19 protein-coding genes and 3 tRNA genes are annotated in these 20469 nt (G+C 70.0%); 12 read left to right on the top strand and 10 right to left on the bottom strand.

Annotation, left to right across the window (positions count from 1 at the left end; translation table 11 throughout):
- The first annotated feature begins 17 nt into the window (after window positions 1–17).
- The 4 genes from ACQP2E_RS33570 (at window position 18) to ACQP2E_RS33555 (ending at window position 2339) form a co-directional block, all read left to right on the top strand.
- The gene (locus ACQP2E_RS33570) at window positions 18–821 is read left to right on the top strand and encodes an NAD(P)H-binding protein (RefSeq protein WP_433826995.1); all 804 of its coding nucleotides are present in this window, start codon (window positions 18–20) and stop codon (window positions 819–821) included.
- 63 nt (window positions 822–884) lie between these two features.
- Window positions 885–956: transfer RNA gene (locus ACQP2E_RS33565), tRNA-Gln, on the top strand.
- Between the two features lie 68 nt (window positions 957–1024).
- Window positions 1025–1097, top strand: a tRNA-Glu gene (locus ACQP2E_RS33560).
- A 1166-nt stretch (window positions 1098–2263) separates the two neighbouring features.
- A tRNA-Glu gene (locus tag ACQP2E_RS33555) sits at window positions 2264–2339 on the top strand.
- Window positions 2340–2379: 40 nt separating this feature from the next.
- Here the strand turns inward: ACQP2E_RS33555 and ACQP2E_RS33550 are convergent.
- From ACQP2E_RS33550 to ACQP2E_RS33530, 5 genes are all read right to left on the bottom strand, one after another.
- Window positions 2380–3126: an MBL fold metallo-hydrolase gene (locus tag ACQP2E_RS33550; protein WP_433826994.1), complete on the bottom strand. Its 747-nt coding sequence runs from the start codon at window positions 3124–3126 to the stop codon at window positions 2380–2382.
- Window positions 3123–3911, bottom strand: coding sequence for an alpha/beta hydrolase (locus tag ACQP2E_RS33545; protein WP_433826993.1), 789 nt, complete (start codon window positions 3909–3911; stop codon window positions 3123–3125). Before ACQP2E_RS33545 ends, ACQP2E_RS33550 begins: the two co-directional genes overlap by 4 nt.
- 17 nt (window positions 3912–3928) lie before the next feature.
- Window positions 3929–4684 carry an alpha/beta fold hydrolase gene (locus ACQP2E_RS33540; RefSeq protein ID WP_433826992.1) on the bottom strand — a complete coding sequence of 252 codons (756 nt, stop codon included), beginning with the start codon at window positions 4682–4684 and terminating at the stop codon, window positions 3929–3931.
- 96 nt (window positions 4685–4780) lie between these two features.
- Window positions 4781–7540 (bottom strand): AAA family ATPase, encoded by a 2760-nt coding sequence (locus ACQP2E_RS33535; protein WP_433826991.1) that lies wholly within the window; start codon window positions 7538–7540, stop codon window positions 4781–4783.
- A 98-nt stretch (window positions 7541–7638) separates the two neighbouring features.
- Window positions 7639–8325 carry an IclR family transcriptional regulator gene (locus tag ACQP2E_RS33530; protein ID WP_014447202.1) on the bottom strand — a complete coding sequence of 229 codons (687 nt, stop codon included), beginning with the start codon at window positions 8323–8325 and terminating at the stop codon, window positions 7639–7641.
- Window positions 8326–8374: 49 nt separating this feature from the next.
- Here ACQP2E_RS33530 and leuC point away from each other — a divergent pair, with 49 nt between their 5' ends.
- The 4 genes from leuC to ACQP2E_RS33510 all read left to right on the top strand — a co-directional run bounded on the left by leuC (window position 8375) and on the right by ACQP2E_RS33510 (window position 11950).
- Complete coding sequence (leuC, locus tag ACQP2E_RS33525) at window positions 8375–9829, top strand: 3-isopropylmalate dehydratase large subunit (protein ID WP_433826990.1); 1455 nt, start codon at window positions 8375–8377, stop codon at window positions 9827–9829.
- 17 nt (window positions 9830–9846) lie between these two features.
- Window positions 9847–10437 (top strand): 3-isopropylmalate dehydratase small subunit, encoded by a 591-nt coding sequence (leuD, locus tag ACQP2E_RS33520; protein WP_433826989.1) that lies wholly within the window; start codon window positions 9847–9849, stop codon window positions 10435–10437.
- 173 nt (window positions 10438–10610) lie between these two features.
- Entirely contained in the window at window positions 10611–11420 is an 810-nt protein-coding gene (locus tag ACQP2E_RS33515) for an HU family DNA-binding protein (protein WP_433826988.1), read from the top strand.
- A gap of 89 nt (window positions 11421–11509) precedes the next feature.
- Complete coding sequence (locus ACQP2E_RS33510) at window positions 11510–11950, top strand: hypothetical protein (RefSeq protein WP_433826987.1); 441 nt, start codon at window positions 11510–11512, stop codon at window positions 11948–11950.
- On the opposite strand, the gene ACQP2E_RS33505 is transcribed toward ACQP2E_RS33510, so the two are convergent.
- The 4 genes from ACQP2E_RS33505 to cofC are packed head-to-tail and all read right to left on the bottom strand — an operon-like array spanning window position 11907 to window position 16008.
- A complete protein-coding gene (locus tag ACQP2E_RS33505; protein WP_433826986.1) occupies window positions 11907–12791 on the bottom strand; it encodes an NUDIX hydrolase in 885 nt (294 codons plus the stop codon). The two genes, ACQP2E_RS33510 and ACQP2E_RS33505, sit on opposite strands and share 44 nt — an antisense overlap.
- Window positions 12791–15082 (bottom strand): RNA degradosome polyphosphate kinase, encoded by a 2292-nt coding sequence (locus tag ACQP2E_RS33500; RefSeq protein ID WP_433826985.1) that lies wholly within the window; start codon window positions 15080–15082, stop codon window positions 12791–12793. Before ACQP2E_RS33500 ends, ACQP2E_RS33505 begins: the two co-directional genes overlap by 1 nt.
- Window positions 15083–15137: 55 nt before the next feature.
- Complete coding sequence (locus tag ACQP2E_RS33495) at window positions 15138–15335, bottom strand: cold-shock protein (protein WP_433826984.1); 198 nt, start codon at window positions 15333–15335, stop codon at window positions 15138–15140.
- Window positions 15336–15366: 31 nt separating this feature from the next.
- Complete coding sequence (cofC, locus tag ACQP2E_RS33490; RefSeq protein ID WP_433834157.1) at window positions 15367–16008, bottom strand: 2-phospho-L-lactate guanylyltransferase; 642 nt, start codon at window positions 16006–16008, stop codon at window positions 15367–15369.
- 153 nt (window positions 16009–16161) lie between these two features.
- On the opposite strand from cofC, the gene ACQP2E_RS33485 reads away from it, so the two are divergent.
- Genes ACQP2E_RS33485 through ACQP2E_RS33470 form a run of 4 tightly spaced genes read left to right on the top strand, consistent with a single transcriptional unit; the run spans window position 16162 to window position 19329 of the window.
- Window positions 16162–16887 (top strand): lysophospholipid acyltransferase family protein, encoded by a 726-nt coding sequence (locus ACQP2E_RS33485; protein ID WP_433826983.1) that lies wholly within the window; start codon window positions 16162–16164, stop codon window positions 16885–16887.
- Complete coding sequence (locus ACQP2E_RS33480) at window positions 16884–17876, top strand: NAD(P)H-dependent glycerol-3-phosphate dehydrogenase (RefSeq protein WP_433826982.1); 993 nt, start codon at window positions 16884–16886, stop codon at window positions 17874–17876. The genes ACQP2E_RS33485 and ACQP2E_RS33480 overlap by 4 nt, the downstream gene beginning before the upstream one ends.
- Window positions 17873–18979: a cystathionine gamma-lyase gene (locus ACQP2E_RS33475; RefSeq protein WP_433826981.1), complete on the top strand. Its 1107-nt coding sequence runs from the start codon at window positions 17873–17875 to the stop codon at window positions 18977–18979. Before ACQP2E_RS33480 ends, ACQP2E_RS33475 begins: the two co-directional genes overlap by 4 nt.
- Window positions 18976–19329 carry a hypothetical protein gene (locus tag ACQP2E_RS33470; RefSeq protein WP_433826980.1) on the top strand — a complete coding sequence of 118 codons (354 nt, stop codon included), beginning with the start codon at window positions 18976–18978 and terminating at the stop codon, window positions 19327–19329. Before ACQP2E_RS33475 ends, ACQP2E_RS33470 begins: the two co-directional genes overlap by 4 nt.
- Before the next feature lie 651 nt (window positions 19330–19980).
- On the opposite strand, the gene ACQP2E_RS33465 is transcribed toward ACQP2E_RS33470, so the two are convergent.
- The gene (locus tag ACQP2E_RS33465; RefSeq protein WP_433826979.1) at window positions 19981–20427 is read right to left on the bottom strand and encodes a hypothetical protein; all 447 of its coding nucleotides are present in this window, start codon (window positions 20425–20427) and stop codon (window positions 19981–19983) included.
- Window positions 20428–20469: the final 42 nt, after the last annotated feature.

Raw genomic sequence — 20469 nt, 5'->3', positions numbered from 1 at the left:
CGTATAGCGTACGGAGAATGAGAATCCTGGTCACTGGTGCCACCGCGAACGTGGGCCGGATGGTCGTCGACGAGCTGCTCGCCCTCGGCGCCACTGATGTCCGCGCGCTCACCGTCGATCCCGCCAAGGCGAAGCTGCCCGCCGGGGTCGAGGTGGCGCGCGGTTTCGTCGGACGGCCGGAAACCCTGGTCGACGCCCTTGCGGGCGTCGACCGGATGTACCTCGCTCCGCACCCCGCTTCCGCTCCGGAGGTGTGCCGGCTCGCTGCCCAGGCAGGGGTACGCGTGATTGTCGACATGGCCGGCGCGAAAGGCGACCACTGGCAGGCAGTCGAGGACGGGGTCGAAGCGTCCGGCGTGCCGTGGACCCACCTGGAGCCCGGCGAATTCATGGCCAACGCCGACCTATGGGCGCCGCAGATCCGTGCCGGCGACGTGGTGCGGGACGCCTTCGGTGACGTCGTCAACGCGCCGGTGGCACAGGAGGACATCGCCGCGGTGGCCGCTCGGGTGCTGCTGTCGGACGGGCACCTCGGTAAGGCGTACGAACTGACCGGTCCGGAAGCGCTGAGCCGCCGGCAGAAGGTCGCGGCGATCGGCCGCGCGCTCGGCCGGGAGTTGACGTACGTCGAGCTGACCGGCGACGAGGCCCGGGCACAGTTCACGGCCACGATGGGTGAGTACGGGGAGTGGTACCTCGACGGGCTCGCCCAGCTGCTGGAGTACCCGCAACCTGCGGTATCCACCGTTGCTGATCTTCTGGGCCGCCCGGCGACCACCTACGAAGAGTGGGCGCGAAGTCACGCGGATCTATTTCGGTAACCCGATTTGGTGGGCCGGGAGGGTTCAGGTAAAGTTCTCAACGGCTCAGCAAGCAGGGCCAAATGGGGTATGGGGTAATTGGCAGCCCAGCTGATTCTGGTTCAGCCAGTCTAGGTTCGAGTCCTGGTACCCCAGCGCATCATTCCCGCGAGGGAGTGGGCGCTGGATGTTTCACAGCGCGGTTGGTTACAAAGGCAGTACCTGGTCCCGTCGTCTAGCGGCCTAGGACGCCGCCCTCTCAAGGCGGTAGCGAGGGTTCGAATCCCTTCGGGACTACAGGAAAAACGGCCCGCATCATCTGATGCGGGCCGTTCCCTTTCCCACCCCGCCGCCGCTGTCGATCCCGGGCTTCCGGCGCGCGGCCGTTGTCGATCCCGGGCTTCCGGCGCGCCGCCGTTGTCGATCCGGGGCTTCCGGCGCGCGGCCGTCTCGTTGAAGCCAGCGAACACGCCGTGATTGGTGGCGCCCGGCACCGCGGCCGGGTCGTGGCACTCGGCGGCCGCGCTGCGGCACTCAGCGGCGCGCCGTGGTCTCGTGGCATTCAGCGGCCGCGGTACAGATTTGGCAACTTCTGCCCACTCGAGCCTCGCCGTTTCCGCGCGACTCGGCTCACCACCCCGGCGGCTGGTCCCGCTGGTTGCCAGCGCTATCTCGCGGGCGGCGTGACTGTGTTGACCCTGGCTAAATAGGCTGGTGTCCCCGCAAGCAGTTGCCCAGCGTTCCGCCGAGAGGCCCGAGCCGGCCACTCCGTGATCTTGGATACTTCTGGCCGCGGAGCGTTACGCGCTGTCACGGCGAGTCGGGACGGTCGCGCATGTGTGGAGCATGGTGGGGCCTCCAGGCTCTGCCAGTTACCAATCTGCCTGTGATACCTGCGGGCACGACACTCAGCGCGACGAACAGGTCGCCGATGAACCGCAAACCGCCGCGCTCGCCCGCCGCCGCCTCCGCCGCCTCAATGCGTGTTGATTTAGGGTGCGATTCGAACCCGAAGTCAACACGAGCAGCCGTCGTGCGGGGCGCGTGTGGACATTGGGTGCGGACTGAACCCCAAGTCAACACGCTGGACCCCAAGTCAACACGCTGGACCCCAAGTCAACACACCGGACCCTAAGTCAACACACCGCGCCCCAAGTCGACACGCTAGGTCCCCGGCCCTCGAAAACTTCGGGCGAACCCCGCCAAACCGACTGATGCCGCGCAGGCTTCGTCCAGACCTTGTGAGTTTCTGGTTGAGGGGCCGGCCGTACCGCACGAATTTCGGAACCCGTGCTCGACCGACGACTGACCCCGCGCCCGCCACACGAACAACGGTGAGGGGCGGCCAGCCGTGCACGGGGCCCGTGCTTGCCTCTCGGCGCGCGTTGAGGCTGATTTCGGGGTCGGCGCTGGTCCTGATAGAGTTCAGCCCGCCGCACGGGGTGAAAGCATCGCGCGGCAGGGGTCCCGTCGTCTAGCGGCCTAGGACGCCGCCCTCTCAAGGCGGTAGCGAGGGTTCGAATCCCTTCGGGACTACCAAATGAGAACGGCCCGCATCAGTTGATGCGGGCCGTTTCGTTCACACGGGCTCGGCGATGCCGGGGGTGAGCCAGGTCAGGGTGGAGGGCGGGAACGCCGCCTCCGCCTCCTTGCGGCCCTCGTGGAAGTGTGACCACCCCTCGTAGTGCACCGGCACCACCTTGCGGGGCTTCACCTCGGCGATCAGCTGGGCGGCGTCCCGGCCGTTCATCGTGTACTTGATCGGGCCGGTCAACCCGAACTGCACCTTGCCCAGGTGGAGCAGCACCGTGTCGACGGTGAAGCGGGAGGCCACCTCGCGGGCGCCGCTGAAGAGCACGGTGTCGCCGGTCATCCAGATCACCGACGACGAGCCGGGCGGGCGGATCGCGAACCCGATGGCGTCGCCGACGATGGGCCGGCTCAGGGGCGGGCCGTGCCGGGCCGGTGTGGCGGTGATCTCCAAGCCGGCGACAAGAAGGCTTTCCCAGGGGGCGAGCCCGCGGGAATTGCCAAGCAGGCGACCAGCCCCGCTCACCGTGGTGACCACCACCGGTACGGACGGCAGCAGCGCGCGGCCGGCGTCGTCCAGGTTGTCGGCGTGGTGGTCGTGGGAGAGCAGCACTCCGTCGATCCGGCCCAGCTCGTCGGGTCGCAGCGCCGGTCCGGCCACCTTGACCGAGGACGTGCCGAGGCCGAAGGCGTACCGGCGGCCCGGGTCGTCGAAGGTCGGGTCGGTGAGCAGGCGCACACCGTCGATTTCGATCAGTGTGGTCGGGCCACCGATGTGGGTTATCTGAAGATTCATAGGGCGTGCCGCAGAGCCCAGTCCAGCACCTCGTCGGCGATCTGCTCCCAGCCCTTCTGCGCGGGCAGCAGGTGCGCGTAACCCTCGTACTGTTTGCGCTCGGTGATGGTGTTCGACTTGTAGTGCTTGGCGTTCGACTCCTGGATCGCCGGCGGCATGATGTGGTCCTCGGAGCCGGAGACGAACAGCAGCGGCGCCCGGTTGTCGTTGTGGTAATCGACCCAGGTGTCCTGGTGGCCGGGCTGGAAGTTGGCCAGCACGCTGCCCCAGAGGATGCCGCCGTTGGCCGGGATGGCGTACCGCTCGTACAGGTACCGGGACTCCTCCTCGGTGAAGGTGTTGGTGAACGCGTACGTCCACTCCTCAAACGAGAGCGGCACCGTCTTGTGCCGGTTCGCCGGGCTCTTCAGCACCGGGAACGTGGACTTCACCTGGGAGAGCGGCACCACCCGGACGCCCTCGGTCGGCGCCGAGTTCATCGCGACGCCGGCCGCGCCGAACCCGTGGTCGAGCAGGATCTGGGTGAACGCGCCGCCGGCCGAGTGACCCATGATGATCGGCGGCTCGGGCAGGGCCTTGATGGCCTCTTCCAGGTGGGCGATGATCTGCGGCACGGTGACCGCCAGGATCGGCGCCGGGTCGGCGTTGAGCGACTCCACCTCGACCTCGAAGCCGGGGTACGCCGGTGCGATGACCTGGTGGCCCTTGGCCTCGTAGTGCGCGATCCAGTTCTCCCAGCTGCGCGGTGTCACCCAGAACCCGTGGACAAGAACGATCGGTTTCATGTGTGTCGTGCTCCTTCTCAGGTGGAAAACGAGTTCAGGAAAGTGAGCAGGTCCCGGGAGAGCTGCTCGTGGTGTGTCTCGGTGATGCCGTGCGGCGCGCCGGGATAGACCAGCAGTTCGGCGCCGGAGACGCGGGCGGCGGACGGCACGATCTGGTCGTCACCGCCGTGGATGACGAGCACCGGCACGTCCAGCACGGCCCAGTCGGAGACGGCACCCCAGTCGGGCAGGGCGTACGCCGTCATGGCCCGCAGCCAGAAGGCGTCGCGCACGCCGGGCGAGACGTCGGCGCCGGGCCGGTTGTTGCCGAAGAACGGCCCATCGGCGAGGTCCTGGTAGAGCTGGGACCGGTTGGCGAGTGAACCGGCGCGCAGCATGCCGGCGATCTCACCGGGAATCGACGGTGACGCCGCCGCGACGAGCACCACCTGAGCGATCCGCGAGGTGCCGTGCCGCCCGGCGTACCGGGCTATCTCGCCGCCGCCGAGGGAGAAACCGACCAGGGTGACCGTACGCAGGTCCAGGGTCTCGATGAGGCGGGAGAGGTCGTCGGCGTAGGTGTCCATGTCGTTGCCGTGCCACGCCGGTGTGGAACGGCCGTGCCCGCGCCGGTCGTGCGCGATCACGCGGTAGCCGTGGGACGCCAGGAAGAACTGCTGCGATTCCCAGCTGTCGGCGGTGAGCGGCCAGCCGTGGCTGAGCACGACGGGACGGCCGGATCCCCAGTCCTTGTAGAAGATCCGGGCCCCGTCCGCAGCCGTGACGTATCCCATGACCAGATCCTCGTGGGAACGCGCCCAGTCCCGAATCCCGTGCGATACGTAGTCCTGGTTGCAAGACCACGCGGTGCGGCACGCAAAACTGCGTGTTCAGTCCTGCAAGACCTCGCGCAGCTGCCGCCGTGATGCGACGCCGAGCTTCCGGAAGATCTTGCGCAGGTGATAGTCGACGGTGCTCGCGCTGAGGAACAGATGCGCCGCGATCTCCCCGTTGGTCGCCCCGTCGCGCGCGAGGCGCGCGACAGCGGCCTCCTGCGGGGTCAAGGCCGTTTCTTCCTTCTCGGGTACGGGTGACAGCACACTCTCGCCGAGTGCGGTCAACTCCTGTCCGGCACGACGGGCGAACGCGTTGGCGCGGACCGCCTCGAACATCTCCAGGGCGACGGCGAGCTGGTCGCGAGCGTCCCGACGTCGTCGTCGGCGGCGCAGCCATTCGCCGTAGAGCAACCGGGAGCGCGCCAGGTCGCCGTGCATCGGCGTGCCGTCCAGGCGCTCGATCGCGGCCCGGTAATGGATCTCGGCCCGGTCGTGGCCGGCGAGCAGGGCCCGCGACCGGTCCAGCACGCCGAGCGCGTGGACCGTGCCGGAGGCGCCGGCCGCGAGGGCCAGGTCCGTGTACGCCAGCTTCGCGGTAGGCCGGTCACCGGCGCGCAGCGCGGCCTCGACGAGTTCCGGCAGCGCCCACGCGTACCGATGCGGCCGGCCCAGGCTGACGATGGTCAGCAGGCTGTCGCGGGCGGAAACCCAGTCGCTCTCGGCGATGTCGAGGATGGCCATCTCCAGCCGGGTGACCGCGTGCATCCCGCCGAGGTTCAGCATCTCGAAGACCTGCAAGGCGTGCGGCACGGTCTCCCGTACGCCGGCCGGCGCGCGCCAGGCCACCAGCTCCGGATGACGCCACACCAGTTCCTGCTCGGTGGTGGCGCCGATCGCCCGCCGGACCCGCTGACCCGCGGTGTCGTGCCGGTCGGCGTGGTTCAGCCGGCCGAGCACAGTCTCCGTCATGGCCCCGATGAAGTGGACGAGGTCGAGAGCGTGCAGCGCCCCGGTGCGATGCGCCGCCGCCTCGGCCCGGGCCAGGATCGTCAGCTTGGCCTCCTGGTCCCAGGTGAGGTTGCAGAAGTTGACGCCGATCACGAACCGGGCGAGCAGCTTCTCGTCGGGAACCGCCGGGTCGGCGATCGCGGTGGCCGCCCGGTGCACGGCCGGCACACCGCTCCGGTATCCGCCGGCGATGAAGGCCGCGTATCCGGCCAGGATGAGCCCGTCCAGATCGGCCGAGCCGGCGCTGGCCGGCGGATCGGATGCGGTCAGCGAGGCGGCCGCGGCGGCGACCTCGTCCTCGGTCACCGCGCCGCGGTGCTCGGCCGTGAGCGCGTGCTCGATGGCCTGCACCCCGGCGAGCCGGGCTTGGTCCCGGTCGTCGCCGAACGCCTCCGCTGCTGCCAGGCACATCGCCGAGGCGTCCCGGACGCCGGTCGGTACACCGGTGTTGATGTTGGCGTAGGCGCGTGTCATCAGCGCCGAGCCGAGCGCCGCCCCGGTGAGGTGCTGCTGATCCACCGAGTCCAGCAGCAGCAATGCCCGGCCCGGCGCCCCGGCCGTCATCGCCGCACCGGCCGCACCGACCTGGCGGCCGGCGCGGGCCGCCGGGTCCGGGGTCAGCTCGGCGGCGCGGGTGAGGAAGCCGGCCCGCGCGGTGTGCCCGCCCCGGGCGGCGGCCCGGTCGGCGCTGCGCTCCAGCTCGGCGGCGACCGCCTCGTCCGGCGCGGCCGCTGCGGCGGCCAGGTGCCAGGCCCGGCGGTCGGCCTCGGCCGGATCGGTGGTCGCCGAGGCCAGGGCGTCGTGCACGGCCCGGCGCTGTGCGGGCAGCGCGTCGCCGTAGACCGCGGAACGCACCAGCGGATGCCGGAACCCGACCGGTGGGAAGCCGGTGACCAGCCGGTCCGCCTCGGCCGGTGCGGCGTCCTCGGGAGTGGTGCCCAGCAGCCGGGCCGCCTCCAGGATCTGCTCGGCGCGGTTGCCCGCACCGGCCGCGATCAGCACCAGCCAGGTGCGGGTGGGCTCGGGATAGGTGCCTACCAGCGCCGAGTAGTGCGCCTCCAGGCGGCTGCCGATCGGGATCGGCTCGGGCAGTGACGAGGCGCCGCGCAACTGGTCGGCGGAGAGCTCGTGGCCCAGATCGGTGAGCGCCAGCGGATTGCCGCCGGTGGACTCGGCGATCTGCTCGGCCAGGACCAGGTCGAGATCGGTGGCGACGACGTCGGAGAGCAGCGCCATCGCTGCCTCCCGGGTCAGCCCGGCGACCTCCAGCACCGGCACCCCGGCGAACAGCCCGGGGTCGTCCACGGCCGTGCGCAGACCGAAGAGGAGCACCACACCCTCGGCGTGCAGGCGGCGGGCGACGAAGGCGAGCGCGCGCGCCGACTCGTTGTCGAGCCACTGCACGTCGTCGACGATGCAGAGCCGGGGTGAGGCGGCGAGCAGGGTCAGCGCCGCGAGGCTGACCAGGAACAGATCGGCGGGCGGGCCCTCGGCGAGGCCGCAGGCCACCTCCAGGGCGGCGCGCTGCGAGGGCGGGAGCCGGTCCCGGCCCGGGAGCAGCGGGATCAGCAGCCGGTGCAGGCCGGCGTAGGGGAAACCGGACTCGGACTCGACTCCTCGGATGGTGAGGGCGTCCGGGACCTGGCTTCGGGCGTACCGAAGGAGGGCGGTCTTGCCGACGCCGGCCTCGCCGCGCAGCACCAAGGCCGCGCTGCGCCCTGATCGCGCCCCCGCGATCAGGGCGTCGAGGGTGGCGCACTCGGATTCGCGTCCGAAGAGCCGATCATCGAGTCCGAAGAGCAGCACGGCGGCAGCTTAGCGTCACCTCTCGACTACCGTCGATCTTGCGGACTTGCGCGGGAGCGGTGCTGCGGAAGTCCACAAGATCGGTAGGAGGGCGGGGGTTACAGACCGGAGAGGCGCTGGCCGGCGCGGACCACGGCCATCGCGTGGCGCTCGCCGGGGCGGCGGCCGAGGCGTTCGATCGGACCGCTTATTGAAATTGACGCGATCACCCGCCCGGTGCGGTCACGGATCGGCGCGGAGACGCTTGCCACACCCGGCTCACGCTCGGCGACGCTCTGTGCCCAGCCGCGGCGGCGGACCTCGGCGAGGGTGCGTCCGGTGAACTTGCATCGCGGCAGCAGCGGCATGACCGCCTCCGGCGGCTCCCAGGCGAGCAGGATCTGCGCGGCCGAACCGGCGACCATCGGCAGCACCGAACCGACCGGAACGGTGTCACGAAGACCACTCGCGCGCTCGGCCGCGGCGACGCAGATGCGTTCGTCGGCACGGCGCAAGTAGAGCTGCGCGCTTTCCCCGGTGGCGTCCCGCAATGCGGACAACAGCGGTTCCGCCGCGGTCAGCAACACGTCCGGAGCGGCGTTCGCCAGCTCGCCCAGGCGGGGGCCTGGACGCCATCTTCCCTGGGTGTCCCGGACCAGCATCCGATGGATCTCCAAGGCCTGTGCCAGGCGATGTGCGGTTGCCCGCGGCAGCTTCGTACGCTCGACTAACTCGGCCAGGCTGGCGCCGTCGACACAGGCCGCAAGAATGACGACCGCCTTGTCGAGAACGCCGACACCGCTCATACTGTGTCCCACAAGCCGAAACATACATTCCAGAATTTAGGATGTCCAGATGGTGGGAGTCACTCCCCAGAGCGGGAAACCCAGGACCCTGGCCGAGAAGGTCTGGGATGACCACGTGGTGCGCACGGCCGAGGGCGAGCCGGACCTGCTCTTCATCGACCTGCACCTGCTGCACGAGGTCACCAGCCCGCAGGCGTTCGACGGTCTCCGGATGGCCGGTCGCCCGGTCCGCCGGACCGACCTCACGCTCGCGACGGAGGACCACAACACCCCGACCGGGTACGCGGATCCGTCGTTCAACACCCGCCGCGGCGATCTTCTGACGATCACCGACACCGTCTCCCGGACGCAGATCGAGACGCTCCGGAAGAACTGCGCCGAGTTCGGCGTGCAGATCCGCCCGCTGGGCGACGTGAACCAGGGCATCGTGCACGTGATCGGCCCGCAGCTCGGTCTCACCCAGCCCGGCATGACGATCGTCTGTGGTGACTCGCACACCGCGACGCACGGCGCGTTCGGCGCGCTCGCCTTCGGCATCGGCACCAGCGAGGTCGAGCACGTGCTCGCCACCCAGACGCTGCCACAGGCCAAGCCGAAGACGATGGCCGTGACGGTGGTCGGCGACCTGGCACCGGGAACGAGTGCGAAGGACCTGATCCTCGCCCTGATCACGCAGACCGGCACCGGCGGCGGCAACGGCCACATCGTGGAGTACCGCGGCGAGGCCATCCGCAAGCTCTCCATGGAGGGCCGGATGACCATCTGCAACATGTCGATCGAGTGGGGCGCCAAGGCCGGCATGATCGCGCCGGACGAGACCACGTACGCGTACCTGAAGGGCCGTGAGCACGCGCCGCAGGGTGCCGACTGGGACGCCGCCGTCGCGTACTGGAACACCCTCGCCACCGACGAGGACGCCGAGTACGACACCGAGATCATCCTGGACGCCTCGACGATCAGCCCGTTCATCACCTGGGGCACCAACCCGGGTCAGGGCGCCGCGCTCAACAGTGTCGTGCCGGCCCCCGAGGACTTCCTGGACGAGGTCGAGCGTGGCGCCGCCGAGCGCGCTCTGGCGTACATGGACCTCACGCCGGGCACCCCGTTCCGGGACGTGCCGGTCGACGTGGTCTTCGTCGGCTCGTGCACCAACGGCCGGCTCGAGGACCTGCGCGCCGCCGCCGACGTGATCCGTGGTCACAAGGTGGCCGACGGCGTCCGCATGATGATCGTGCCGGGCTCGTACCTGGTGCGGGAGCAGGCCGAGGCCGAGGGTCTTGACCAGGTCTTCAAGGAGGCCGGCGCCGAGTGGCGTTTCGCCGGCTGCTCGATGTGCCTGGGCATGAACCCGGACACGCTCAGCCCCGGCCAGCGCGCCGCCTCCACCTCCAACCGCAACTTCGAGGGCCGGCAGGGCAAGGGCGGGCGTACCCACCTGGTCTCGCCGCAGGTCGCCGCCGCCACCGCCGTGGTCGGCAAGCTGGCCGCTCCTGCGGACCTGTAGAGAAGGGGACCAGAACCATGGACAAGTTCGTCACCCACAGCGGCACGGTCATGCCCCTGCGCCGCTCTGATGTGGACACCGACCAGATCATCCCGGCGGTCTATCTGAAGCGGGTCACCCGGACCGGTTTCGAGGACGGCCTCTTCAACGCCTGGCGTGAGGACCCGGACTTCGTGCTGAACAAGCCGGCCCACGCCGGCGCCACGATCCTGGTGGCCGGCCCGAACTTCGGCACCGGCTCGTCCCGGCAGCACGCCGTCTGGGCGCTGCGTGACTGGGGCTTCAAGGCCGTCATCGCCTCCCGGTTCGGCGACATCTTCCGGGGCAACTCCCTCAAGGAGGGCCTGCTCCCGATCCAGCTCGACCAAAAGATCATTGAAAGCCTCTGGGATCTCGCCGAGAGCGAGCCGCAGAAGCAGATCACGGTCGACCTGGAAGCCCGCGCGGTACGAGTCGACGACGCCGCATACGGGTTCCCGATCGACGATTTCAGTCGCTGGCGCCTCATGGAAGGCCTCGACGACATCGGACTGACGTTGCGCCACGAAGAGACGATTACCGCGTACGAGAAGGGCCGTCCGGCTTTCAAGCCGGTCGTCGTCCTTTAGTCGATCTGAGTAGTCGAACTCTGCAATTCGCCCCTGCCGGGTCACCGGCAGGGGCGAATTCGTTGGGACACAACGGTTTTTTTGCGCGAATGTTTGTGTCTCCAGGTCACAGGGCATACCGTGCGCGCAGAATGGCCCGTGACGGGCCAGTTCTCACGTCCGGGAGGAAAACCGTGAACAAGGCCGAGCTCATCGAGGCGCTCGCTGTCCGACTGGGTGACAAAAAGATCGCGACCCAGGCACTGGACGCGTTCATCAGCGAGGTGCAGAACGCCGTCGCCAAGGGCGACAAGGTGGCCCTCACCGGCTTCGGCTCTTTCGAGAAGCGAGTGCGCAATGCGCGTACCGCACGGAATCCGCGAACCGGTGAGGCGGTAAAGGTCAAGAAGACGTCGGTCGCAGCATTCAAACCGGGAAGCACGTTCCGGGATCTCGTTGCGAGCGGCAAACCGGCAAAGGCCGCCACCGCTACGAAGTCCACCGCGGCCAAGAAGACCGCGGTTTCCAAGGCTGCTCCGGCCGCTGCCAAGAAGACGGCGGCTTCCAAGGCGACTGCGGCCAAGGCGGTTACCAAGGCCGCGCCGGCCGCTGCCAAGAAGACGACCGCTTCCAAGGCGACGGCTTCCAAGGCGACTGCTGCCAAGGCTGTTACCAAGACCGCGCCGGCTGCCAAGAAGACGACAGCCACCAAGGCGACAGCCACCAAGGCGACAGCCACCAAGGCGACCGCGACCAAGGCGACCGCTTCCAAGGCGACCGCCACCAAGGCGGTTACCAAGGCTGCGCCGGCCGCCGCCAAGAAGACGGCTACCAAGTCGACTGCCGCCAAGGCCGCCGCTCCGGCCAAGTCGGCCGCGGTCAAGACCACGGCCGCCGCCGCCAAGAAGACGACGTCCCGCAAGACGGCCAGTCCGGCGGCCGCGCCGGCTCGGGCCCGCACCACCGCCACGGCACGCACGGCGTCGTCGCGAAAGGCTCGCTGAGCCCGTAGATATACGAGGGCGTCCACCCGTTGGGTGGGCGCCTTCCGCGTTCCCGCACACCGCGGCCCAGCCCGTCCTACGGTCCGGGCATGGAACGCTGGGAACGCCTGTCGGCGCCGCGTGGTCTGGTCGCCCGCTCGTCCATCGCCGCGGTGCTGTTCACCGTCGCCGTCCTGCCCGGATGGACACTCGGCGACCTGGCCGAGCACCGCACCGGGCAGCCGGTGCTGGACTGGCTGATCACCTGCGGATGGTCCGGGCTCGCGGTGGCCGTGTGCGCGCCGTGGTGCTCGTACCGGCGGCGGGACGGCTGGCTCGGCGCGGTCCCGCTGTACGGCTGGTACCTGCTCGGTGTGCTCACCTGGCGGCTCGCGCTGTTGCCGTACCGGGACTGGGAGCCGCGGCGCGACGAGCTGTGGCGGGCCCGCTGGCTCACCGGTGACCTGCTCGGTTACTGGCGGTCGGACCCGCCGGCGGCCCGCGCGGTCACAGGCGTGAGGCGCCCAGCAGCCGCTCGCCGGACCAGGTGAGGAGCCAGCCGTCGCCCTTGCGGGTCTTGAACTCCTCGTGGTCCTCGACGCCGTGCAGCAGCGCCAGCAGCTGCGGCATCACCTTGCCTTGGCTGCACACCACGACCCGGCCGGCCTTGCGCAGCTCGGCGAGCCGGGTTCTTGCCATCGACAGCCGGGTCGCCAGATCCGTCGTCTCGGACGGCTCGGCGAACGCGCCGTCCAGGATGATCGGTGCGGCGCCGAGCGCGGCGGCCAGCGGTTCCAGGGTCTGCGAGCAGCGCAGTGGGGGAGCGGCCACCAGCCGGCGCGGCCGGAACGACGTGAGCGTCGCCGCGATCAGGTCGGCCTGCTTGGCGCCTTCCGGATCGATCGGGCGCAGCGCGTCGCGCCCGTTCCACTTCTTCCGCTCGCCCGCGTGTGCGTGCCGGACCAGCGCGATCACCGAGGTCACCGGTGGCAGGCCGGCCACGTGGTCCAGCAGCTGCTGCTCCGCCGGATAGGTGAGCCGTTCCCGGGCCACGTCCAGCGGCAGCCAGACGCGCTCGTCGACCTCGTCGACGTCCTGCACCGGACCGTCACTCCCGGCGGGCGCCTGCAGCAGCCAGTACGCCACGTTCTTGGGCCGGCCGTCCGGCAGGGTGTAGTCCACCGAGGGCAGCCGTAGCAGCGGGATCCCGGCCGTGCCGGTCTCCTCCTGCACCTCGCGCAGAGCGCCGAGCAGCGCCGGCTCACCGGCGGTCAGCTTGCCTTTCGGCAGGCTCCAGTCGTCGTATCGTGGTCGGTGCACGAGGCAGACCTCGGCACCGTCCGGGCGCGGGCGGTGGAGCACCCCGCCCGCGGCGAACTCGGTGTCCGGCATCAGCTCTTCTTGACGACGCGTCGGAGCAGGGCGTCCTGGAGGTGGACCTGCGGGCGGCCGGGCGTACCGAGGTTGCGCTGCCAGATGCCGTCGCCGTCCAGGTCCCAGCCCTCGGTCTGGTCCCGCATCGACAGCTCGAGGACGTTGCGCATCTCCTCGCGGGCCGACGTGAGCGTGACCCGGACCAGGGCTTCCACCCGGCGGTCCAGGTTGCGGTGCATCAGGTCGGCGGACCCCATCCAGTACTCCGAGTCGGGGCCCGGGCCGAACCGGAAGATCCGGGAGTGCTCCAGGAACCGGCCCACGATCGAGCGGACCCGGATGTTCTCCGACATGCCCGCCACACCCGGTCGCAGCGCGCACATCCCGCGGATGACCAGGTCGACCTTCACGCCGTCCTGAGAGGCTCGGTAGAGGGCGTCGATGGTCTCCTCGTCCACCAGCGAGTTCACCTTGATCTGCACCAGGGCCTCACCGCCGGACCGGGCGATCCGGGCCTGCTCCTCGATCCGTTCGACCAGACCACGGCGTACGCCGTGCGGCGCCACCAGCAGACGCCGGAACGTGGTCTGCCGGCTGTACCCGGTGAGCACGTTGAACAGGTCGGTGACGTCCGCGCCCACCTCGGGGTCGGCGGTCAGCATGCCGAAGTCCTCGTAGAGCCGGGCGGTCTTCGGGTGGTAGTTGCCGGTGCCGATGTGGCAGTACCGGCGGATCTGGTTGCCCTCCTGACGCACCACCAGCGCGGTCTTGCAGTGCGTCTTGAGACCGACCAGGCCGTAGACGACGTGGCAGCCGGCGCGCTCCAGAGTGCGCGCCCAGGCGATGTTCGCCACCTCGTCGAAGCGGGCCTTCACCTCGACCAGGACCACCACCTGCTTGCCGGCCGCCGCCGCGTCCACCAGGGCGTCCACGATCGGCGAGTCACCCGAGGTCCGGTACAGCGTCTGCTTGATGGCCAGCACGTTCGGGTCGGCCGCGGCCTGCTCGATGAAGCGCTGCACGCTCGTCGAGAACGAGTGGTACGGGTGGTGCACCAGGATGTCGGACTCACGTAGCCGGTTGAAAACGCTGCGTGGCACCTCGCCGTCGGCCAGCTGCGGATGGGTCGCCGGTACAAAAGGGCGGTCCTTCAGATCGTCCCGGTCGCAGTCGCCGAACACCTGCCAGAGGGCCGACAGGTCGAGCAGGCCGGGCACCCGCAGCACGTCGTGGTCGTCCATGTCGAGCTCACGGACCAGCAGGTCGAGCACGTGGTCGCTGATCGAGGCGGCCACTTCGAGCCGGACCGGCGGGCCGAACCGGCGCTGCGCGATCTCCCGCTCCAGGGCCTGCAGCAGGTCCTCGTCGCGGTCCTCGTCCACCTCCAGCTCGGCGTTGCGGGTCACCCGGAACGCGTGCACCTCCAGGATCTGCATGCCCGGGAAGAGCTGGTCGAGGTGGTTGGCGATGAGCTCCTCGATCGGCAGGAAACGCACGCCTCGGCTGTCGTTCTGCACGGTCACGAAGCGGGGAACGTTGTTCGGCACCTTGATCCGGGCGAACAGCTCGGGGGTGTCCCCGTCCGGGTAACGCAGGGCCACCGCGAGGTTCAGCGAGCGGCTCGAGATGTACGGGAACGGGTGCGCCGGGTCGACAGCGAGCGGCGTCAGCACCGGGAAGACCTGCTCACGGAAGAACGTCCGCAGCCGCCCCTGCTCGGGAGCGTCCAGCTCTCGCCAGCTGACCACCTCGATGCTCTCAGCAGCGAGTTTCGGCCGGACCTCGTCGGCGAAGCAGGCGGCGTGCCGGGTCACCAGGTCCGCGACCCGCTCGGTGATCATCTCGATCTGGTGGCGCAGTGGGGAACGGTCACCACCGCGGACCGGCAGACCGGCGCTGAGCCGCCGCTTCAGGCCGGCGACCCGGACCATGAAGAACTCGTCCAGGTTGCTCGCGAAGATCGCCAGGAATTTCGCGCGCTCCAGCAGCGGCGTGCCGGGGTCCTCGGCGAGAGCCAGCACCCGGGCGTTGAAGTCGAGCCAGGAGAGTTCCCGGTTCAGGAAGCGGTCGGACGGCAGGTAATAGCGCTCGTCGACAACGGGCTCGATGTCCTCGTCCGCCAGGTCGGTCACGTCCGTCACTATCTCCACGACCTTTTCCTCCGGTTTTGCCGCAGCCTCCACAGTCGTCTCGGCAGCGGCTGCGGGCTCGATCACCTCGACAGGTTTCGTCTCGGCGGTGTCAGGGGGGAGAAAGCGGCCGTTCGGGCCACGCCTGCGGGGCTCGGGGGTCCGGGGCGGGGTCTGCATGCCCCCATTCTTGCCGCTGCGGACGAAACGTGAAACGAACTACCGGATGATCAATTCAGACAACTCCAGGAATCGTCACCCTCGCGATCGTGCCGTCAGCGCCGGCCTCCACGGTGACCCGCTGCCCCAGACGTAGCAGGCGCAGGCCGGACCGTGCGAAGGCCTCCTCTGCGAACCCCAGTTCAGAGCCGTCGTCGAGCAGCAGCGTGCCGCTGCGGGTGTCCGGGTCGAAGGTCGCGATCGTCCCCTGCATAACGCAGAACGCTACCTGTTTCCGGCGGCTCTCATGCGGCCGACGTGCACGCTGCCGTGAGTCCGAGATCACGCAGGAGCTCACAGGTCCGCCTCCCGGCGCCGAGACCGAGCACGGTGCCGAGATCAGCGGCGGTGTCCACGTCCTGCCGCAGGCCGGGCCAGTCGCCGGTGAGCTCGGTGGCACCGGAACCGGCGTGGGCTCGCGCCGAGTGCGGGCCGAACAGCGGCCGCAGGGGCTCACCCGGCGGCACCGCGAGCAGGACCGTGCCGGTGCCGGCCGCGTCCGGTACGAACGCCCGCCCGGCCACCCGGCCCAGCGCCTCGTCGAGCTGCTCCGGACGCAGGGCCGGCAGGTCGCCGGTGAGCACGGCCCGGTGCGTCGCGAGCCCGGCCACCTCGTCGGCGCCGTGCCGCAGGGCGCCGTTCAGCCCGTCGCCCGGGTCCGGCGCCACCCGGGCGCCCAGCCGGCGGACCGCCACGGCGACCGCCGGATCGTCGGTGACCACCACGAGCCCGGCCACCGACGGGGTCGCGAGGACCGCGGCCACGGTGTCGCGCACCATGGCGAGCGCCAGCTCCGGATGCCGGTCGGCGGGCACGGCGCCCCGCAACCGCGTCTTGGCCGACCCCAGCCGCTTGACCGGGATCACCACGGTCCACTTCCGCACCACCACGTGATCAGTCTGCCCCACGAAGCTCAGCTGCGGTTTTGCGCACTTCGTCAGACCCCTCCCTGGTACGGCCCGTCCCCAGCGGGCATGATTTCGTCGCAGGTGAACGTGGTCCGGCGCGGATCCGTCGCCGATCGAGGGACGGGGGATGCCGTGGCGCAGCTCAGGCTCGGATTCTGGCAGCGTTTCGCGGTGATGCTGGTGGTGCCCGTGATGACCGCGCTGACCACGAAGACCTGGATCGGCCGGGAGAACGTGCCCAGGTCCGGCCCGGTCATCCTGGTGCCGAACCACGTCTCGCACTTCGATCCGCTCGTGGTCGCCCACTACATCTACCGGGCCGGCCGCTGGCCCCGGTTCCTCGGCAAGGCCAGTGTGTGGCGGGTGCCGGTCATCGGGTACCTACTCCGCAAGACCCGGCAGATCCCGGTCGAACGGGGCAGCATCGAGGCGGTGAAGTCGCTGGAGACTCTGGTCACGGCCCTGAACGAGGGTGACGCCGTGGTGATCTACCCGGAGGGCACGACCACCCGGCACCCCGACCTCTGGCCGATGCGCGGCAAGACCGGCGCTGCCCGGCTTGCCCTGCTCACCGGCGCTCCGGTGGTGCCGATGGCCACCTGGGGACCACAGGTGATCTTCGATCCGCGTACCAACAGGCTGAAGCTGCGGCGTACGCACGTCACGGTCACCACCGGCAAGCCGATCGATCTGGCGCGCTGGTCCGGCGCCTCACCGAGCCGGGCGGTGCTGGACGAGATGACCGAGGCGATCATGCTGGGTGTCCGGGATCTGCTCGGTGAGATCCGCGACGGCGAACCGCCGGCGCTCTATGAACGGCCCGCCCGCCGGGCCTCGACCTCGGAGGACGCACCATGAAGGCCGCCGTCATCGGATCCGGATCGTGGGGTACGGCGTTCGCGAAGGTGCTCGCCGACGCCGGCTCGGACGTGACCATGTGGGCACGGCGGGAAGCGGTCGCCACCGAGATCCGGGAGCAGCGGAGCAACGAGGGGTCGCTTCCGGGCGTACGCCTGGCGCAGAACGTGACAGGCACCACCGACCTGGCCGAGGCGGTGTCCGGCGCCGAGCTGATCGCCATCGCGGTGCCGTCGCAGACCCTGCGCGCCAACCTCGCTGACTGGGCATCGGCCTTCCCCCGGGACGCCACCGTTGTCTCGCTCATGAAGGGCATCGAACTCGGCACCCTCAAGCGGATGAGCGAGGTGATCGTCGACACGGCCGGCGTGGCCGCGGACCGGGTGGTCGTGGTATCCGGACCCAACCTGGCGCCCGAGATCGCCGCGAACCAGCCCACCGCGACCGTGGTGGCCTGCTCCGACGAGGGCCGCGCCAAGCAGGTGCAGCACGCGCTGGCGACGCCGTACTTCCGGCCGTACACCAGCGACGACGTGATCGGCTGCGAACTCGGCGGCGCCACCAAGAACGTGATCGCGCTGGCGTACGGGATGGCCGTTGCCATTGGCCTCGGTGACAACACCCGTGCCTCGCTGATCACTCGCGGACTCGCCGAGACGGCCCGGCTCGGTGTCGCCCTCGGCGCCGACCCGCTGACCTTCGCCGGCCTGGCCGGGCTCGGTGACCTGGTCGCCTCCTGCTCGTCGCCGCTGGCCCGCAATCGCACGTTCGGCGAGCACCTCGGCCGCGGCGAGTCGCTGGAGCAGGCACAGGTCGCCACCCGGCAGACCGCCGAAGGTGTGAAGAGCTGCCTTTCCCTCCGCGACCTGGCCCGGGCGAACGGCGTCGAGATGCCGATCGTCGAGCAGGTCGAACGGGTCTGCCATGAGGGCGCCGACCCGCGGGTCGCGGTGAAACTGCTGATGACACGAGAGATGAAACCCGAGTGACTTACTCCGACGGCACCCGTTCGGTCCACGCCGGTCTGCCCGCGCCCGTGGTGGGTGAGCCTTTCCTGCCCGGTCCGGTCTTCGCCGCGCCGTACCACCTCGACCCGTCGACCGGGCCCGGCGATCACGGTTATGCCCGCACCGAGCACCCCACCCGCGAGCTTCTGGAATCAGCGATCGGCGCGCTCGAAGGAGCGCCTGCTCTGGTTTTCGCCAGCGGCCAGGCGGCGATCACCGCCCTGCTCCTCGCGGTGCTTCGCACCGGCGACACGGTCGCGCTCCCCGCGGACGGATATTTCACGGTACGCGCATTCGCCGAAACCACGCTTCGTGACTTGGGCGTCAAACTCGTACTGATTCCAACGGCATCGCACCCATACCCTGATCTGACGGGTGTGCGGCTGGTGCTGCTGGAAACGCCGGCGAACCCGGGACTCGACGTCTGCGACGTGCGCGCGATCTCCGAGGCCGCCCACGCCGCGGGCGCGCTCGTGGCCGTCGACAACACCACCGCGACGCCGCTCGGGCAGAACCCGCTCGCCCTCGGCGCCGACCTGGTCGTCGCGTCCGGCACCAAGGCGCTGACCGGGCACTCCGACGTGCTGCTCGGTTACGTCGCGGGCACCGACCCGGAGCTGCTCGGCAAGGTGGAGACGTGGCGCAAGCAGACCGGCGCGGTACCGGGCGCCTTCGACTGCTGGCTGGCACACCGCTCGATCGCCACCCTGGACCTGCGGCTCGCCCGGCAGAGCCAGAACGCCGCCGCCGTCGCGGAACTGCTGCTCACCCGCGACGACGTGACCGGCGTACGGTGGCCGGGCCTGCCGTCCGACCCGTCGTACCCGATCGCCTCGACGCAGATGCGCCGCATCCCCGGTGTGGTCTCGTTCGACCTGGGCTCGGCCGAGCGTGTGGCCCGCTTCCTGGAGGCGGCCGACCTGGTCTTCGCCGCGACAAGCTTCGGCGGGGTACACACCACAGCCGACCGCCGGGCACAGTGGGGTGACGACACCGCTCCGGGATTCGTCCGGTTCTCCTGCGGCATCGAGGACACCACCGACCTGATCGCGGACATCACGGCGGCGCTGGACTCCTCCCGGTGACCGGCACCTTCAGCGCCGACGAGGTGGCGGCGCTCACTCAGGGCGAGAGCTTCTTCCTGTCACCGGGGGAGCGAAACTGCCCCGGCTGCGGCGAGCGGCGGCTGCGGGCATATTTCACGGCACCGGAGAACGCGCGCCGCCCCACGCTGGTGAGCTACGTCTGGTGCGCCGGCTGCGCCAAGTTCGTCGGCACCCGCGCCAAACACCCCGACGGCCTGATCTTCTCCGACCCGCTCGCCGCCCTCCCGCAGTCCGAACGCCGCGAGCTGGAACGCACCCTGACAGGCTTCCTGTCCCACCTGGACACCCTCTGGGACACCGGGGTCCTACCCCAAACCTTCGCCGCCTGACCCCACCACCCGCCCCGCCGTCTCGCGCGCCCTGTCCTGTCGTTTCGCGCGCCCTGCCCTGTCGTTTCGCGCGCCCTGCCCTGCCGTTTCGCGCGCCCTGCCCTGCCGTTTCGCGCGCCCTGCCCCGTCGTCTCCGATGCGTGTTGATTTGGGGTGTAATTCGCACCCAGTCGACACGGGGGCCGTGGTCCGGCTGCTTGTGTTGACTTGAGGTTCGAATCGCACCTCAAGTCAACACGCGTCGGGGGCCTGCGGCGGAGGGGTGCGGCGAAGCGCGGTTCACTGGCCGGGCAACTTGCCCAGCGCTCCGCAGAGCGGCACGCGTGGCGGCAGCCCTCCGGTGCGCGTTGATGGGGGTGCGATTCGAACCTGAAGTCGACACGGGCGGCCCGGTTCGCGGTGTGCGTGTCTGGATTGGGTGCGGATTGAACCCGAATTCAACACGCGACGGGGGAGCTTGGGGGAGTCCGGGGCCGGCGGCGGGGTGCGCCGGCGGGAGGGGCGTCAGTCGCCTCGGGTTGACGGGGGCACGATGATGCGGTTGTCGGGCATCGGTGGGCGTAACAAAAATCGGTGGGCGTAACAAAAATCGGTGGGCGTAACAAAAATCGGTGGGCGTATCAAAAATCGGTGGGCGTATCCAAAAAGGGGTCAGCCGTGGGTGGAGACGAAGTCGTGGAGCCAGTTGCGGGGGACTTCCGGGGTGGCGCGGCCGCCGATGCGGCGGAGCGCTTCGGCGGGGCGGATGCCCAGCAGGGTGAGGGTCATGGTCGCCAGGAGGGTGGAGCGGCCTACGCCTCCCGTTGACTGGGTGACTACGAAGCGGCCGGCGCGGACGTCCTGGGCGAGCCGGGCGGCGAGCGCGACCACCTCGGTGGCCTCCTCGCGCTTCACCGGATCGGCGGCGTCCGGGAAGGAGACCAGCTCGATGCCGGCGGTGTCGCCTTCGGCGCCCATGCCGGTGAAGACCAGAGTTTGTACGCCTGACCGGGCCAGAGCGCCCAGTTCCGGAGCCGACCACGGCTCCTGTGGTGAGTGCGCGATCGTCGCCAGCTGGCCCGGACCGGGGCCGGCGATCACGTGGAGTGCTGGAGCCATGACCTGTTCGTTCCCCTGCCTCGCCAGATCCCATATTCGGCT

It is taken from the genome of Actinoplanes sp. CA-015351 (assembly GCF_050955685.1).
In the GTDB taxonomy this organism is placed as follows: domain Bacteria; phylum Actinomycetota; class Actinomycetes; order Mycobacteriales; family Micromonosporaceae; genus Actinoplanes.
This window is presented reverse-complemented; position numbering and strand designations above follow the sequence as displayed.